Below are 15379 nucleotides of genomic sequence, written 5' to 3' on the forward strand. Positions count from 1 at the left end.
TAGTTTCTTAACCGGACTGAGTTCCCGTCGTTTTTCTTTTCGTACCTGGACATCTTCTTCAAGTTGGATACCATTCGTTTCCTTTTCAACTTTTTCCACTAATGCTTTTTCTATTTGAGTTAGTTTTTCCTCTGCCGTTAATGAGGAGGTTTCATCTTGAGTAGACAGTTCAAGACCCTCTTCATTTGCAATGGTCTGAATCTGTTGGTACGTTTCTTCGATTTTTTCTTGCAGCTTCGCCTCAAATTTGGTCGTCGCCTTTTTCCACACAAATGAATACTTGTTTGCGCTTGCTTCAATCTTTGTTCCGTCTAGAAAATAGTTCTCCATTGTGACGTGCTTTTCTTCTATTAGTTGATGGATCATTTCTTCAAATAGCTTCGGAAGGCCCAGACTGTATAGAGTCTGGGCTTTTCGCGTGTGGTTAAAGCGATTAAACCGCCTTTTCCTCAAAGATTGAAGCAATTCCAATAATGACATTTGTTGCTTTCACCATATTATCGACGGAGATGAATTCATATTTTCCATGGAAGTTTTCGCCGCCTGTAAAGATATTAGGGGTAGGCAGTCCCATATAAGAGAGCTGAGACCCATCTGTCCCTCCACGGATTGGAGAGATTTTTGGTTCAATCCCGAGCCTTTCCATGGCTTCGTATGCGATATCGACGATTTCTTTGACCGGTTCTATTTTTTCTTTCATATTGTAGTATTGGTCAGTCAATTCCAGTTTGACTTGTTCATGTCCATACTTATCACTTAACTCGGCGACAATTTGCTTGATGAAGTTTTTACGATCATTAAATTTTTGCTTATCGAAATCCCGGATGATATAGGATAGTTTAGTTTCTTCTACGTCTCCATGGAATGAGCTAAGATGATAAAAGCCTTCATATCCTTCTGTGTATTCCGGTGCTTCGTTAACAGGCAGTTTGCTATGTAGCTCCATGGCTATTTTAGCGGAGTTGACCATTTTTCCCTTGGCTGTGCCCGGGTGGATGTTCGTGCCCTTTATGGTAATCTTGGCAGACGCAGCATTAAAGCTTTCATATTCGAGTTCACCAAGCGGGCCACCGTCCACTGTGTAAGCAAATTGGGCATTGAAGGCTTCCACGTCAAATTTATGGGGACCTCTTCCAATTTCCTCATCGGGAGTGAAGGCCACGCGGATTTTTCCATGCTTGATTTCTGGATGTTGAAGTAAATAGTCCATAGCCGTCATGATCTCAGCGATGCCTGCTTTATTATCCGCCCCAAGAAGGGTTGTTCCATCCGTCGTGATTAATGTGTGTCCTTTGTAGTCATGAAGGGAGGGAAAGTCATCAGGTGATAGAATGACATTCAATGTTCTATGTAATAGGAGGTCACTACCATCATAGGCTTCAGTGATCTGAGGTTTCACATCTTTCCCTGTGAAATCCGTTGCCGTATCCACATGGGCCAGGAAGCCGATTGTCGGAACCTGCTTTTCTGAATTGGCAGGCAAAGTTGCCATGACATAACCATTTTCATCAATGGTGACATCGGACATTCCGATAGCTTGTAACTCCTCCACCAACTGTTGGGCTAAATGCAGTTGCCCAGCTGTGGAAGGACAACTGGAAACATCCTCGTTTGATTGTGTATCCACCTTCACATAAGATGTAAACCTCTCAATGATTTTATCTTTCATGATTCATCCAACTCCTTTTCCCTTATCTTACCATGGTTGCTGTGGATGGAGAAATCTTCGTGCATGCTTGAAATGGTGTAATGGGGGTTTCTTTTTCCATGAGAAACAACAGCAAAAACAGTAGGATGATGATGAACCTTACTGTTTTTGCTGTAGGAGGCAAATCACTTATTGATTGAGTGCCCATACGGATACGCTTTTTCCATGAACGGGAAACGTTGCATACCCATCTTCCTCTATCGTAATGTGATCATCTCTATGGAAGGTTAGGTCGGTCCAGATTTCACCGGCGCGGTGCTCGCCAACAAACATCCTTTTCTCACTGTTTTGATCGCTGTTGGAGACGACGACTGCACATCCCGATCCTTCTAGCTCTTCTACGCCTAGGCGTACCCAACCGATTGTATGGGGATCATCGAAATAATCCTTTTGCTCACCATAGGCTTTTTCATACCTTGCATGCAGGAGCCGGTCGATAATGTCTTTTTTACCGGGAACCGGGGAAGGACCGCCAATTCCATAGTAATCTCCATAAAAGACACAAGGGTAACCACAAAGTCTAAGCAGGATTAGGGCATATGCCGAGGGTTTGAACCAATCCTTAACCCATGATTCAAGTGATTCATGGGGCTGAGAGTCATGATTATCGACAAAAGTGACGGCTTGTGCCGGATTAGTTTGAACGAGGGTATGATCAAAGATGGTTGAGAGATCGAAGTCAGATCCTGCTTTTGAGGCTTCGTGAAATTTATAATGCAAGGAAACATCGAATAGGTTGAGGTCATGATTCGTTTGGTCTAAAAAAGTTTGACAGGCATTTACGTCTGCCTTCCAGAATTCACCCACCATAAAGAAATGTTCCTTTGTGTAAGGGATGAGTTCTTGTAAAAATTCATTGATGAATTCATAATCAATGTGCTTTACAGCATCTAAACGAAAACCATCGCATTTCAATGTGTCGACCATCCATTTTCCCCAGGTGATCATCTCCTGCCGAACTTCTGGAAGACTGTAGTCAATGTTGGCAAACATCAGGTAATCGTAGTTCCCAAATTCATTAATGACATGCTTACTCCAATGCTTATTTTCGCCTGTTATCCGGTAAACGCCCATTTTGTCATGTTTGGCGTCATAGTCTGTTCCATTAAAATGAGTATGGTCCCATTTAAAAGAGGAGTACTGATTATTACGTCCGGGAAAATCGAATGTTGTCCATCCCTCTATTTCAAATGGTTCCGATATGTCTTCCATCCTGTTCTCTGGATTGACTTCGATGACTTCGAACTTTTCAGTGCCATCAGCCCCAGCTTTATGGTTCATGACCAGGTCGATATATACGCATAGCCCGTAGTTATGACAGGCGGCAATCGCCTGATGCAATTCTTCCTTTGTCCCGTATTTTGTACGCACGGTTCCTTTTTGGTCGAATTCACCCAAATCGTACCCGTCATAAATACCATACCCATTATCCTCTAGGGATTGGCCCTTTGTAACAGGTGGAAGCCATATACAGTCAATTCCTGTATCCTTCAATTTCAGGGCCGCGTATTTCAATCTTTCCCAGTGCTTTCCATCCGCTTCTAAATGCCACTCGAAAAATTGCATCATCGTATGATTTCTTTTCATTCTTTCCCCCCTGACACCGACACGTTTGACAAGATACATATAGAACGATCGGAAAAGTGATAATGGAAATCTTTACCCTTTATAGAAAAATAATAAACAACTGAAAATGTTTAGATGAAAATAAAATTCACCCTCCTATTATTTTACTACCTTGTAATAAAAATGGATATAGCGTTTCGACTTGAAAAAAAATAAGGCGAAGTTATAGAGATTGGGCTTCTCCCTATTGTCGTATGTTTGCAACTTGGAAAAAGGCATCCCAAACTCGGGATACCTGATTGTGATGAAGTTATAAACGATTATCCCTTTCTTCCTCTGCGTCTAAAGGAGTGAGCAAAGGCTATCGCACCGAATAGTAATAAAAGGAGGGCAGATGATAGAATGATGGTTTCCTTGGAATAGCTACTGTTAATTCCACCACGTGAATCCAAATCTCGATTCATACCAGGAGGCTGCATGGCTATACCATTTTCCCCATCTCCCATGTTAGGAGGTTGAATAGGTGCTCCACCTTCACCATTTCCCATGTTAGGAGGCTGCATAGCCGCACCATTCTCCTTCTCCATATTAGGAGCGGCACTGCCCATACTACTTTGGGTATCAGCCTCAACGACCAAATCTCCCGAAAGTTGAGCCAAGATAGAATCAGCACGTTGCGTAGCGAAATTCACCAGCGTTTTTTCTCCGGACGTAGCTTCTGTATACTCATCCATTGAATAGAATTTAGTTGGATCTTTTTCTACGAATGGCGTGATTAATGTGGAGATTTCTTTCGTCATGGCTTTCATATTTTCTTCAGAGAAATAGTCTACGGCAATATCGTTTAGGTATTCATTATACTTTTCACGGTACTCGTCATTAGTAAGCAGGGCATTCAGTAAAGGTCGATCTTCAAGGGTCGTTCCTGACACAGGCTCTGTAATGCTGAAATTAATATTGTCTTCATTCATGAAATTAGCACTCATGTCCCCACCGCCATTCTTATTCGGTGCTCCTTCAGGGAGCTTAGCTTTGGCAGGGGATGAATCTTCGTTGACCGATGCTGGATCTTTTTGGGCTACTGCCTTATCTTCACCCTCATTTGCAGTCTCTTGTCCTACGACTGGACCCTTTCCGCCACCACCAACGGAATAGCCACCGAATGACATATTATAATCCCATGGCAGGATGGAGAAGATACCATTCTCCTCGTATAAGTAGTAATTATGCTTTTTATCGCCTTGATAGTGATCGAGGTTAACTAGAGCTGTATTGGCTGCAAAATACCGTAGCATTTCGTCTACATCCATCACTTCGTCTAAATCGCCACCGTTATTGATCACATTAAGCAACTTGATCAAGGCCGATTGATCAGAGTTATCATTTGTTTTCAAATTCATTCCAGTATAGTCATCGATATCATCACTGATCCATTTTAAATCACTTCCCGTGCCATCAGGATAATAAAGGTCGCCTGTGCCATCAGAGAAGTGGGTGTCTAAAAATGTTTCTTCAATGGCCTCGACCCCTAAATATAAACCCCATTCTTTTCCGTTAATGGTCACGTACATATAGGAGTGGCCTGGAGTCGCGATACCCATCTTTTCCATTAGCGTATAGGAGAGATACTCTCTCATATAGGTGGGATCACTGTAATTGTTGTTCAACGCCAGCTTTTTCAAACCATGCAAGTCTTGATCTTCCTGATAATAATCAAAGTCTATCTTCCAACTATAACGATCGGAATCTTCCATTTGGACAACGGAATTTAAAGAAAGGTTACCTTTGGTCCGAAACCCTACATTCTTAACCGTTTCTCCATCAATTGTCACATCCGCATTTATGATTTCCTTTTCAGTGGGATTTTCCAAAATGGAGGTTAGATCTTCATCGTCGACTGTTATATCGACGTTTGTCACCTTGCTTTGGTCAAACACCGATTCTGTATACGTATTTCCTTTAGTGGCCTTGTCGATTTGAAAATTAGGAAGGAAAAACATCACGGCTACGAAAATGACTATCAATAAACTAACCGATGCTACAACGTATCTTGTTTTTAACATAATAGGGGCCCCTTCCTCCGCTCGTCTATCTTAGGCAGTGAAGTTGCCGTCATAACTTAACATGATTGCAGAATGAACACTGTCCATTTCCTTGACCTGATTGATGAAGTCCGTATTATTATCCTTCAATCGAATTTCATATGTGACTTCATTGTTATTGTCCGGCATGATGGATTTCGATTTAATAGAGTGTTTTTTCACTTTACTAGAAACTAAATCTTCTAACTGTTTTTCAATGGAAGCATTCGAGTATCTAATGATCAGTAAATAAGGGTTCTCCACAGTCAGTCGATTTGCAAACACTAGCATGACAATACCAATTAAGATGGCACCGATAATGACAAGAGGAATCAGACCTGCTCCGCATAGAATCCCTGAAGCGGCAGCCCAAAATAGAAAAACTAAGTCCATTGGATCCTTAATGGGTGTCCTGAACCGTACGATAGAAAGGGCACCGACCATACCGAGCGAGATGACGATGTTAGTTGAGATTCCCATGATGATCAAAGCGGTAGCCATTGTCATGATGATTAAAGAGATGTTGAAATTGTGGGAGTACATCACGCCTGAAAAGGTCTTTTTATAAATGACGTAAATGAACAAACCGATGGCAAAGGCTAATAGTAATCCTATTAAAGAGTCAATGATTGAAAAGCTTTCTGTTTTGTCCAAAAAGCTGGATTTGAAAATATCATTAAACGTGGTCGTATTTGTATTTGTATCCATATCTATTCCTCCATATTATATTGTTCGCTAAATCAGCCATATCGTCGGCTTAGCTGATATTTTGAAAAAGCCGTTTTTCTTGTATTGATAATAGAAAGCAGGTGTTTAATGACATCCGGTAAGAACTCATCATATTTCACTTCCAAAATCACGCAATCGGAATTTAACGCATCGACAACGATTAAATCGGGGTTTAGAAAATCGGTATCACGATAACTTGTTTTGACATGGCTATCAAATGTCACCCGGACATTCCCGGATTCGTAAATGAACACTTCTCTTTCATAATCCACAATGGTAGTGGGCTTAATTTGATAGAGAGTCATTTGGATATATAGTTCCCGGATTAAATCCCTTGGGTCTTCGGCCATCCAATAGATATCGCCAAAACGAATCCGTTCATATTCTTCGGCTAAAAGCCTGCATTTCTGCTTATACGTTAAGTTATCCCTCTTACTCTTTTTCTCTAGATTAATAAAATCGGTATTATAGTCGTAAAGCCTGACTCTGAATTTATCTCTGTGATAAAATCCCTCTGTTTTTTGGCGCATGATTTTATTCTCGAAGTTATCGAAATAGGCACTCCGGATTAAATACTTGCCATCCTCTCCATGAGGGTCGAGCATCATGAAATTCTGTAGGTTACTTCTCAATAGATAGCAATCCGCCTTCGTGATTGCATGTTTAAGCTCACGCCTGCCTTTCAAACCATTCATTGGTATCCCTCCCTTTTTTTGAACGATTTAACTTAATAAGCTTATTATTGGAATCTTAAATAAACCTTAAGAAGAGAGGCAAGGTTCATAAATGATTCATATATCCCACCCAATCGAGTGAGAAACCGACGAGTTTGTTATGAAAACAGCGAAAGAAAAAGATCATCGATATGCATCCTAGGACAGGATTTAGAAAGGTAATCACATTTTACTCAGTGTAAATTTTAAAGGATGGTGGATTGTGTTACACTTTTTAGTTATTTATACCTACTAATTGCTTAGATAATAGGACTTGCCGTTCATATAAAATGATGATAAGCTAATGTGGAAACGGTTACAGATAACACATTGAGGTGAATGTATTGGCGACTATTCGGGATGTTGCGAAGGAAGCGGGATTTTCCGTAGCGACGGTTTCTAGAGTGATAAATGACAGCGGGTACGCACATGAAGATACAAGAAAAGCCGTCATGTTAGCTGTGGAAAAATTGAATTATAAGCCGAATGAGGTGGCTAGATCCCTCTATAAACGTAAATCTAAATTGGTAGGCCTTATTTTACCTGACATTACGAACCCCTTCTTTCCTGAGATGGCAAGGGGAGTAGAAGATTATCTCCAACAATATGGGTATCGGTTAATCTTTGGCAATAGTGATGAGAAGAGAAGTAAGGAAATGGAATATATAGATACTTTTTTGCAAAACAATGTAGTGGGAATGATTGCTTCTACAAGTGAGATAGGAAATGAAAGTTTTAGCAACCTGGAAATCCCCGTCGTCTTGCTGGACCGGACGGTAGAGGGACTGCCCGCGGTTTATTCCGACCAAAGGGCGGGTGGCCAACTGGCGGCCCGAATATTGATAGATAGAGGAAGTAAGGACATCGTTTTAATCAGGGGTCCTGTTGAAATAAAACCTGTGTATGACCGGTATGTAGCGGCAATGGAAGAGTTAAGGCTTGCAAAGGTGAAGTTCCATGTTGTGGACTCGCCGCTTACCATTCAAGGTGGTCAGGTCTGTGCGCAAGAATTATTTGAAAAATATCCACATGCAGATGGAGTCATTGCTTGTAATGATATAGTGGCAGCAGCGATTTTACAGGAGATCTTAAAAAGAGAAAAACGCATCCCTGATGACATCCAATTGATTGGGTACGATGATATTGCCTTCACAGCATTGTTACACCCGCCTCTGTCGACTATTCGGCAGCCAGCTTATGAGATGGGAAAACAGGCAGCAGAGTTATTGATTAAAAGAATCAATCAGGAAGTAATAGAAGAGACACATAGAAAGCTTCCAGTTACATTTGTTGAAAGACTAACTACGAGAAAGAAGGCGGAGTCATGATAAAAATAGCAGTAGTCGGAAGTTCCTCGATGGACTTAGTCGTTACATCGCCTAAGCGTCCAATCGCAGGCGAAACGGTCCTTGGGGATTCTTTTGTAACAGTTCCAGGTGGAAAAGGAGCCAATCAAGCCGTTGCAGCAGCCCGTTTGGGTGCTGAAGTAACGATGGTCGGTTGTGTAGGAGATGACTTTTACGGAGAAATTATCCTCGAAAATTTAAAAAATAACGGCGTTTTTACCAATTTTGTGGAACCGGTTGCAGGTGAAGCTTCCGGAACTGCCCATATAACGCTTTCAGAGGGAGATAATAGCATTATAGTTGTTAAAGGTGCTAATGATTCCATCACCCCCGATTATGTCAAAAAGGCAATGAAAATTATAGAAGGGAGCGATATCGTCCTGGTTCAACAAGAAATACCGGAGGAAACTGTGGAGTTTCTTGCTGAATTATGTGAAAAGCTCCAGAAAAAATTACTGTTGAACCCTGCACCTGCACGTGAGATTAGTGAGCTTGTTATTCAGCGCTCATCCTTTATCACCCCGAATGAGCACGAATTCGACATTCTTTTCAAGGGAAGGGATCGGAGTGAAGTTTTGGCCGAATATCCTAATAAATTGTTTATCACAGAAGGGAAAGACGGAGTACGCTATTTCGATGGGGAACAAGAGAGAGTGGTTCCAAGTTTCGTGGTCGAGGCAGTCGATACAACAGGGGCCGGGGATACGTTTAATGCCGCCTTTGCTGTGGCTGTTGCAGAAGGGAAAGGTTTCGAAGAGTGTTTGCTCTTTGCTAACCGAGCAGCCTCTATTTCAGTAACGAAGTTTGGCGCACAGGGCGGTATGCCGACAAGGGAAGAAGTCGAAGGGAGCTTTAATTCATGAAGCGTCATGGAATCATCAATAGTTCAATCGCCAAGGTACTAGTCGATCTTGGACATACAGATTATATCGTCATTGGAGATGCAGGCCTGCCAGTTCCTGAGGGAGTGCTCAAAATAGATGTAGCATTAACACCGGGAACACCTTCTTTTCAAGATGTCGTTCGTGCCGTTCACGACGATATGGTTATTGAAAAGGTAATTGCGGCTAATGAAATCATAGAAAAAAATCCAGAACAGCATCTTTTCATGAAACAAGAATTCGGAGAATCGATTGATTATATTTCCCACGAGGAATTCAAAGTATTGACGCGTAAAGCAAAGGCAGTCATCCGTACAGGAGAAACGACGCCGTATTCCAATTGCATTTTGCAGTCTGGCGTATTCTTTTAACGAAATGAGGTGAAAAGTATGCAAATTGAAATGAGTAATATCTATAAGGCATTTGGCCAGAACAAGGTATTAGAGGGCGTACAGTTTTCTTTAGAGGCAGGGGAAGTCCACGCACTTATGGGGGAAAACGGAGCCGGAAAGTCAACCTTGATGAATATTTTGACCGGACTTCATAAACATGACCAGGGAACAATCATGATCAATGGCAAAGAGGTTTCCTTCAAGGACTCGAAGGAAGCGGAAAAAGCAGGATTGGCCTTTATCCGACAAGAGTTGAATATCTGGCCAGAAATGACGGTATTAGAAAACCTATTCATCGGTAAGGAAATGGTCAATGCTTTCGGTGTGTTGAAAAACAAACAAATGAAGGCTAAAGCCAATGAGATTTTTAAGACGCTTAATATTTCGCTTCCTTTTGATAAAGAAGCCGGTCTTTGCTCAGTTGGCGAACAGCAGATGATAGAGATTGCTAAAGCGCTGATGACGGATGCTGAGGTCATCATCATGGATGAACCAACCGCCGCCTTGACCGATCGGGAAATTGAGAAGTTGTTTGAAGTGATGAAAGGCCTAATAAAAAAAGGAGTATCACTTGTTTATATTTCTCATCGGATGGAAGAGATTTTTGCCATTTGTGACCGGATCACAGTCATGCGTGACGGTAAAACAGTGGATACCAAAAGAATCATAGATACCAATTTTGATGAAGTGGTCCAGAAGATGGTCGGTCGTGAGCTAGAGGACCGTTTCCCTCATCGTGAGGCATCCCCTGGAGAAGTGGTACTTGAAGTGAATGCACTCACTAAAAAAGGACTCTTTGAAGATATTCATTTTGCTGTCCGTCAAGGTGAAATTGTGGGTGTAGCCGGGTTAATGGGAGCAGGAAGAACGGAAATCATGCGTGCCATTTTCGGAATTGATCAAATAGGTAGTGGAGAGTTAAAGATAGAGGGTAAAAAGGTAGCCATACGTAAACCTACAGATGCAGTACGGCATGGTTTAGCCTTCATCACGGAAAATCGTAAAGAAGAAGGGTTGATCCTGGACTTTTCTATCCGCGAAAATATCGGCCTTCCAAACCTAAAGAGCTTTGCCCCTAACGGAATTGTAAAGACAGCTGATGAGAAAAAATTTGCGGAGATGATGGTCAAGCGTCTTCACGTGAAAACATCGTCTACAGAAGCGATTATTGGCAACTTATCCGGAGGAAATCAACAAAAAGTGGTCATTGCCAAATGGATTGGAACTTCTCCTAAAGTGTTGATCATGGATGAGCCGACAAGGGGAATCGATGTCGGAGCGAAACGTGAAATATATGAATTGATGAATGAATTAACAGAACGAGGCATCGCCATCATTATGGTTTCGTCAGAACTTCCTGAAATTGTGGGAATGAGTGACAGAGTTCTTGTTGTACACGAAGGTAAAATTGCCGGGGAATTGATGAAGAAGGAAGCAACACAAGAAAAAATTATGGCATTGGCAACAGGAGGAAACTAGGATGAAACTTGAGGCTGCAGGGAAAACTGGAATCTGGCAGAAATTTGGTCCATTACTTGCTTTGATTCTTTTATTTATCGTAATAACCGTTTTAAACCCATCATTCATGGAACCGAGTAACATCTTGAATCTATTGCGTCAAACCTCCATTAATGCATTGATTGCGTTTGGGATGACCTTCATTATTTTGACTGGCGGAATTGATCTGTCGGTCGGCTCCATTCTAGCACTATCCAGTGCACTTATGGCTGGCATGATGGTTTCAGGATTGGACCCTATTTTAGCTATATTAGTAGGCGTTTTATTAGGTACCATAATGGGTGTGATTAATGGGATTCTTATCTCGAAAGGAAAAATGGCGCCTTTCATTGTCACATTGGCAACGATGACCATTTTCCGTGGATTAACGCTTGTGTATACAGATGGTAAGCCGATTACGGGTATTGGTGACTCTTTGATGTTCCAATTGTTTGGTAGGGGATATTTCTTTGGAATTCCTGTTCCAGCGGTTGTGATGATCATCGCTTTCATCATTCTCTGGTTCTTGCTCCATAAAACATCATTTGGACGTAAGACGTATGCAATAGGTGGAAATGAGAAGGCTTCACGTATCTCTGGAATTAAAGTGGACCGGGTCAAGGTAGCTATTTATGGGCTTGCAGGCACAATGGCAGCGCTTGCCGGTGCCATTCTAACATCTCGTTTGAATTCAGCACAGCCGACTGCCGGTCAATCCTACGAAATGGATGCCATTGCTGCCGTTGTATTAGGCGGGACAAGCCTATCAGGAGGAAAGGGCCGGATGTTCGGTACGCTAGTCGGTGTCTTGATTATCGGTACATTGAACAACGGAATGAATTTACTTGGTGTGTCCTCTTTCTACCAGCAAGTCGTAAAGGGCGCAGTTATATTGGTTGCTGTTTTACTTGATCGTAAAAAATCATAAGTAGAGGTGTATCAAAATGAAAAAGGTTCTTTCGTTATTCATGGTTCTGTCTTTAGTGGTATTAGCAGCATGTTCAATGGAATCGGGATTCAATGATAATAAAAAAGAAGTAAAAGAGTCCATGAAAGACGTGAAGGTTGGAGTCAGCATATCTACATTAAATAATCCTTTCTTCGTTGCGTTGAAAGATGGGATTGAAAAAGAAGCGAAGGCAAAAGGCATGAAAGTGTCAGTGGTCGATGCACAAGATGATACAGCGAAACAAATAAGCGGGATTGAAGATTTAATTCTTCAAAACGTCGATATACTACTCGTCAACCCTACGGATTCGGCTGCGATTTCATCAGCGGTTCAATCGGCTAATGAAGCGGGCATTCCCGTCATAACAATTGACCGTTCTTCCGAGGAAGGCGACATTGAAACGTTCATTGCTTCAGATAATGTAGCCGGCGGAGAGACAGCGGCTGAATATCTTGTTAAACAACTTGGAGAACAGGCAAAAGTTGTGGAATTAGAAGGGGTTTCTGGAGCATCTGCAACGCGTGAGCGGGGGAAAGGGTTCCATAACATCGCAGATGAGCAATTAGATGTTCTGACAAGCCAAACGGCTGAATTTGACCGTACAAAAGGGCTTAACGTTATGGAAAACATCCTGCAAGGGAAAAAAGACATCCAAGCGGTCTTTGCTCATAATGATGAAATGGCATTAGGAGCAGTAGAGGCAATCAAAGCGGCCGGAAAAGACGTCATTGTCGTTGGTTTTGATGGAAACGAGGATGCTCTAAAAGCGGTTGAAAACGGTGAATTACAAGCAACCGTTGCTCAACAACCGGTCCTTATCGGTGAAGAAGCAGTTCATGCGGCTGAAAAAGTCCTGAAAGGCGAAAAAGTGGATAGTACGATTTCTGTTCCATTGAAGCTAGTGACTAAGGAATAAAAGTGTATGTAATAAAGGAGAGTGCCGGTATTTTGTCCGGCACTCTCCTTTGTTGTGGGATGTTACAATGAAGAGGAGGCGGTCCATTTGGACCGCCTCCTTCACTAGCTCTTAGAGTATTCCCTGAGTCATCATAGCGTCTGCTACTTTAAGGAATCCTGCAATGTTGGCACCGACAACTAAGTTGCCTGGAACACCATATGCTTCAGCTGCTTCTATACTATTTTTGTAAATATTTTTCATGATGCCATGCAGTTTTTCGTCGACTTCTTCAAACGTCCAAGGCATTCTGGCACTATTTTGTGCCATTTCAAGGGCTGAAACAGCTACGCCACCTGCATTGGCAGCTTTAGCTGGACCAAAGAGGACACCATTGTTAAGGAATACGTCAATCGCTTCAAGGGTAGAAGGCATGTTAGCACCTTCGCCGACCGCTTTTACATTGTTTTTGATCAGCAGTTTTGCTGCATCTTCATCAATTTCATTCTGTGTTGCACAAGGAAGGGCGATGTCGCATGGGATAGACCAAATTCCGTAACTGCCTTCAGTGTATTCCGCTTCAGGATGAACACTAACATAATCACATAGGCGTTTCCGTTCTACTTCTTTTAGTCGCTTAATCGTATCTAGGTTTAGACCGTTTTTATCATAAATGTATCCATTGGAATCACTGCAAGCGACTACTCTGGCACCTAATTGTGTTGCTTTTTCAATCGCATAGATGGAAACATTACCAGATCCCGAGATGACAACAGTACTGCCGTTGAATTGTAGTCCTTTATCTTTTAGCATTTCTTCAACGAAGTAAACCGTTCCATAGCCGGTTGCTTCTGTACGTGCTAGACTGCCTCCGTAACTAATGCCTTTACCGGTTAAAACGCCGGCATGGTAGCTTCCCTGCATTTTCTTATACTGACCGAACAGATACCCGATCTCTCTGGCTCCCACTCCGATATCCCCAGCCGGTACGTCGGTGTCTGGTCCTATATGTAATCCAAGTTCTGACATGAAGCTTTGGCAGAAACGCATGATTTCACCATCTGATTTTCCTTTTGGATCAAAGTCGGCGCCACCTTTACCTCCGCCGATCGGTTGACCTGTTAAAGAGTTTTTAAAGATTTGTTCAAATCCTAGAAACTTGATGATGCTTGCATTTACCGTTGGATGGAAACGTAGGCCGCCTTTATAGGGTCCGATTGCGTTATTGAATTGTACGCGGAAACCTCGATTCACGTGTACATTACCTAGGTCATCGACCCAAGGGACACGGAAGGTGATCATTCTCTCTGGTTCAACGATCCGCTCTAGTATCCCGTTTTTCATATAATCCGGATGTTGTGCAAATACCGGTACCAACGAAAGGAAGATTTCCTTTACAGCTTGTTGGAATTCACTTTCGTGGGGATTGCGTTCTTTCACTTTTGCATATACGTCGCTTACGTATTCTTTTGCAACTTGCAATTCATCTTGCTGGATTTCTTGGGATGTTATCATCTTCATTTAGCTCCCTTTTTTTTGTTATTTAGTAAAATAATTATAAGTAGTATTATCGATGGGTTCTTATGTGATAGTTTCATGATATAATTTAAATTCTAAAAGAACAATCTGAATATTAGATAAATTACATGCTGTTTTGATATGAAAGAAGGAACCAACATTGGAATTAAGACAAATCGAGTACTTCATTGAAGTGGCAAAACGAGAACATATGACTGAAGCAGCCGTGGCGTTGCATGTGGCCCAATCTGCGGTTAGTCGTCAAATATATAATTTAGAAGAAGAACTGGGTGTGCAGTTATTTATCCGTGAAGGACGGAAAATCAAGCTGACCCCCATAGGAAATACCTTTCTCATACATATGCAGAAGGCAGTCGACATGATTGAACGGGCAAAACGGGAGATGGCTGAAAGCTTGGATCCGGAAAAGGGAACGATTCGGATCGGTTTTCCGAGTAGTTTAGCTTCCTATATATTGCCAAAGGTCATTTCTGACTTCAGGGAAATATACCCGCAAGCTAAATTCACATTAAAACAAGGATCCTATCGCTACTTAATAGATTCTGTAATAAAAGGAAATATCAATATGGCCTTGATAGGTCCGTTACCACCGAATGAAAAGAAAATTCATGGAGAAACGTTATTTATTGAACAGCTAGTTGCCCTTCTATCGGAAAATCATCCATTGGCAAAGAGGAAGTCCATCAAGTTAAATGAATTACAGGGAAACCCATTCATTGTCTACCCTAAGGGATATGTTCTGCGGGAACTGGTCATGAAGGCGTGTAAGCTTAACGGCTTTGAGCCGGAGGTTGCCTTCGAAGGGAAAGACACCGATGCTATTAAAGGGTTGGTGGCAGCCGGGCTTGGCGTCACGCTGATACCTGAAATTTCTTTGATTGATAGCCTGCCTCGCTTCACGGTGAGATTGCCTTTAGAGGAACCTTCCGTAACACGTGCAGTTGGTGTTATCATTCCTACTGAAAGAGAATTAATGCCAACGGAAAAGTTATTTTATAAATTTCTTAGAGAAACCTTTGCTACCCTTGAAGGCTTTCAATAGTAGGAAAGGTAAGGACATAAACCTAAAAAAGGAGAATCCGC

General features: G+C 42.0%; 13 protein-coding genes and 1 pseudogene. 7 read left to right on the forward strand and 7 right to left on the reverse strand.

Going from position 1 to position 15379, the window contains the following annotated elements; all coding sequences use genetic code 11:
• The 6 genes and pseudogenes from ACQKL6_RS00005 to ACQKL6_RS00030 all read right to left on the reverse strand — a co-directional run.
• Positions 1-480: pseudogene (locus ACQKL6_RS00005) on the reverse strand (hypothetical protein); the annotation flags it as partial.
• Positions 434-1669, reverse strand: coding sequence for a peptidase T (gene pepT / locus ACQKL6_RS00010; RefSeq protein ID WP_427591672.1), 1236 nt, complete (start codon positions 1667-1669; stop codon positions 434-436). The pseudogene ACQKL6_RS00005 and the gene pepT, both read right to left, overlap by 47 nt.
• 168 nt (positions 1670-1837) lie before the next feature.
• Positions 1838-3295: an alpha-amylase gene (locus tag ACQKL6_RS00015; protein WP_402870020.1), complete on the reverse strand. Its 1458-nt coding sequence runs from the start codon at positions 3293-3295 to the stop codon at positions 1838-1840.
• Positions 3296-3594: 299 nt separating this feature from the next.
• On the reverse strand, positions 3595-5337 hold the full coding sequence (locus tag ACQKL6_RS00020) for a CotH kinase family protein (protein WP_427650180.1): 1743 nt from the start codon (positions 5335-5337) through the stop codon (positions 3595-3597).
• 30 nt (positions 5338-5367) lie between these two features.
• Complete coding sequence (locus tag ACQKL6_RS00025) at positions 5368-6063, reverse strand: DUF4956 domain-containing protein (protein ID WP_427650182.1); 696 nt, start codon at positions 6061-6063, stop codon at positions 5368-5370.
• 32 nt (positions 6064-6095) lie between these two features.
• Positions 6096-6779, reverse strand: a complete 684-nt coding sequence (locus ACQKL6_RS00030) for a polyphosphate polymerase domain-containing protein (RefSeq protein ID WP_427650184.1) — start codon at positions 6777-6779, stop codon at positions 6096-6098.
• A gap of 362 nt (positions 6780-7141) precedes the next feature.
• Between ACQKL6_RS00030 and ACQKL6_RS00035 the strand changes: the two genes are divergently transcribed.
• From ACQKL6_RS00035 to rbsB, 6 genes are read left to right on the forward strand one after another with little or no spacing between them, the layout of a single operon-like run.
• Positions 7142-8125 (forward strand): LacI family DNA-binding transcriptional regulator, encoded by a 984-nt coding sequence (locus tag ACQKL6_RS00035; RefSeq protein ID WP_427650185.1) that lies wholly within the window; start codon positions 7142-7144, stop codon positions 8123-8125.
• Positions 8122-9006 (forward strand): ribokinase, encoded by an 885-nt coding sequence (rbsK, locus tag ACQKL6_RS00040; protein ID WP_402870027.1) that lies wholly within the window; start codon positions 8122-8124, stop codon positions 9004-9006. Before ACQKL6_RS00035 ends, rbsK begins: the two co-directional genes overlap by 4 nt.
• Entirely contained in the window at positions 9003-9395 is a 393-nt protein-coding gene (gene rbsD / locus ACQKL6_RS00045) for a D-ribose pyranase (protein ID WP_402870030.1), read from the forward strand. The genes rbsK and rbsD overlap by 4 nt, the downstream gene beginning before the upstream one ends.
• 18 nt (positions 9396-9413) lie before the next feature.
• Positions 9414-10895 (forward strand): sugar ABC transporter ATP-binding protein, encoded by a 1482-nt coding sequence (locus ACQKL6_RS00050; protein WP_402955036.1) that lies wholly within the window; start codon positions 9414-9416, stop codon positions 10893-10895.
• A 1-nt stretch (position 10896) separates the two neighbouring features.
• The gene (locus tag ACQKL6_RS00055; protein ID WP_402870036.1) at positions 10897-11841 is read left to right on the forward strand and encodes an ABC transporter permease; all 945 of its coding nucleotides are present in this window, start codon (positions 10897-10899) and stop codon (positions 11839-11841) included.
• A 16-nt stretch (positions 11842-11857) separates the two neighbouring features.
• Positions 11858-12778 carry a ribose ABC transporter substrate-binding protein RbsB gene (gene rbsB, locus ACQKL6_RS00060; protein WP_402870039.1) on the forward strand — a complete coding sequence of 307 codons (921 nt, stop codon included), beginning with the start codon at positions 11858-11860 and terminating at the stop codon, positions 12776-12778.
• Positions 12779-12889: 111 nt separating this feature from the next.
• Here rbsB and gdhA read toward each other — a convergent pair whose 3' ends face one another.
• The gene (gene gdhA / locus ACQKL6_RS00065) at positions 12890-14272 is read right to left on the reverse strand and encodes an NADP-specific glutamate dehydrogenase (RefSeq protein ID WP_402870042.1); all 1383 of its coding nucleotides are present in this window, start codon (positions 14270-14272) and stop codon (positions 12890-12892) included.
• 163 nt (positions 14273-14435) lie between these two features.
• On the opposite strand from gdhA, the gene ACQKL6_RS00070 reads away from it, so the two are divergent.
• Positions 14436-15338 (forward strand): LysR family transcriptional regulator, encoded by a 903-nt coding sequence (locus ACQKL6_RS00070; protein WP_402870044.1) that lies wholly within the window; start codon positions 14436-14438, stop codon positions 15336-15338.
• Positions 15339-15379 lie beyond the last annotated feature (41 nt).

It is taken from the genome of Peribacillus sp. NPDC097197 (assembly GCF_050278025.1).
Taxonomy (GTDB): domain Bacteria; phylum Bacillota; class Bacilli; order Bacillales; family DSM-1321; genus Peribacillus.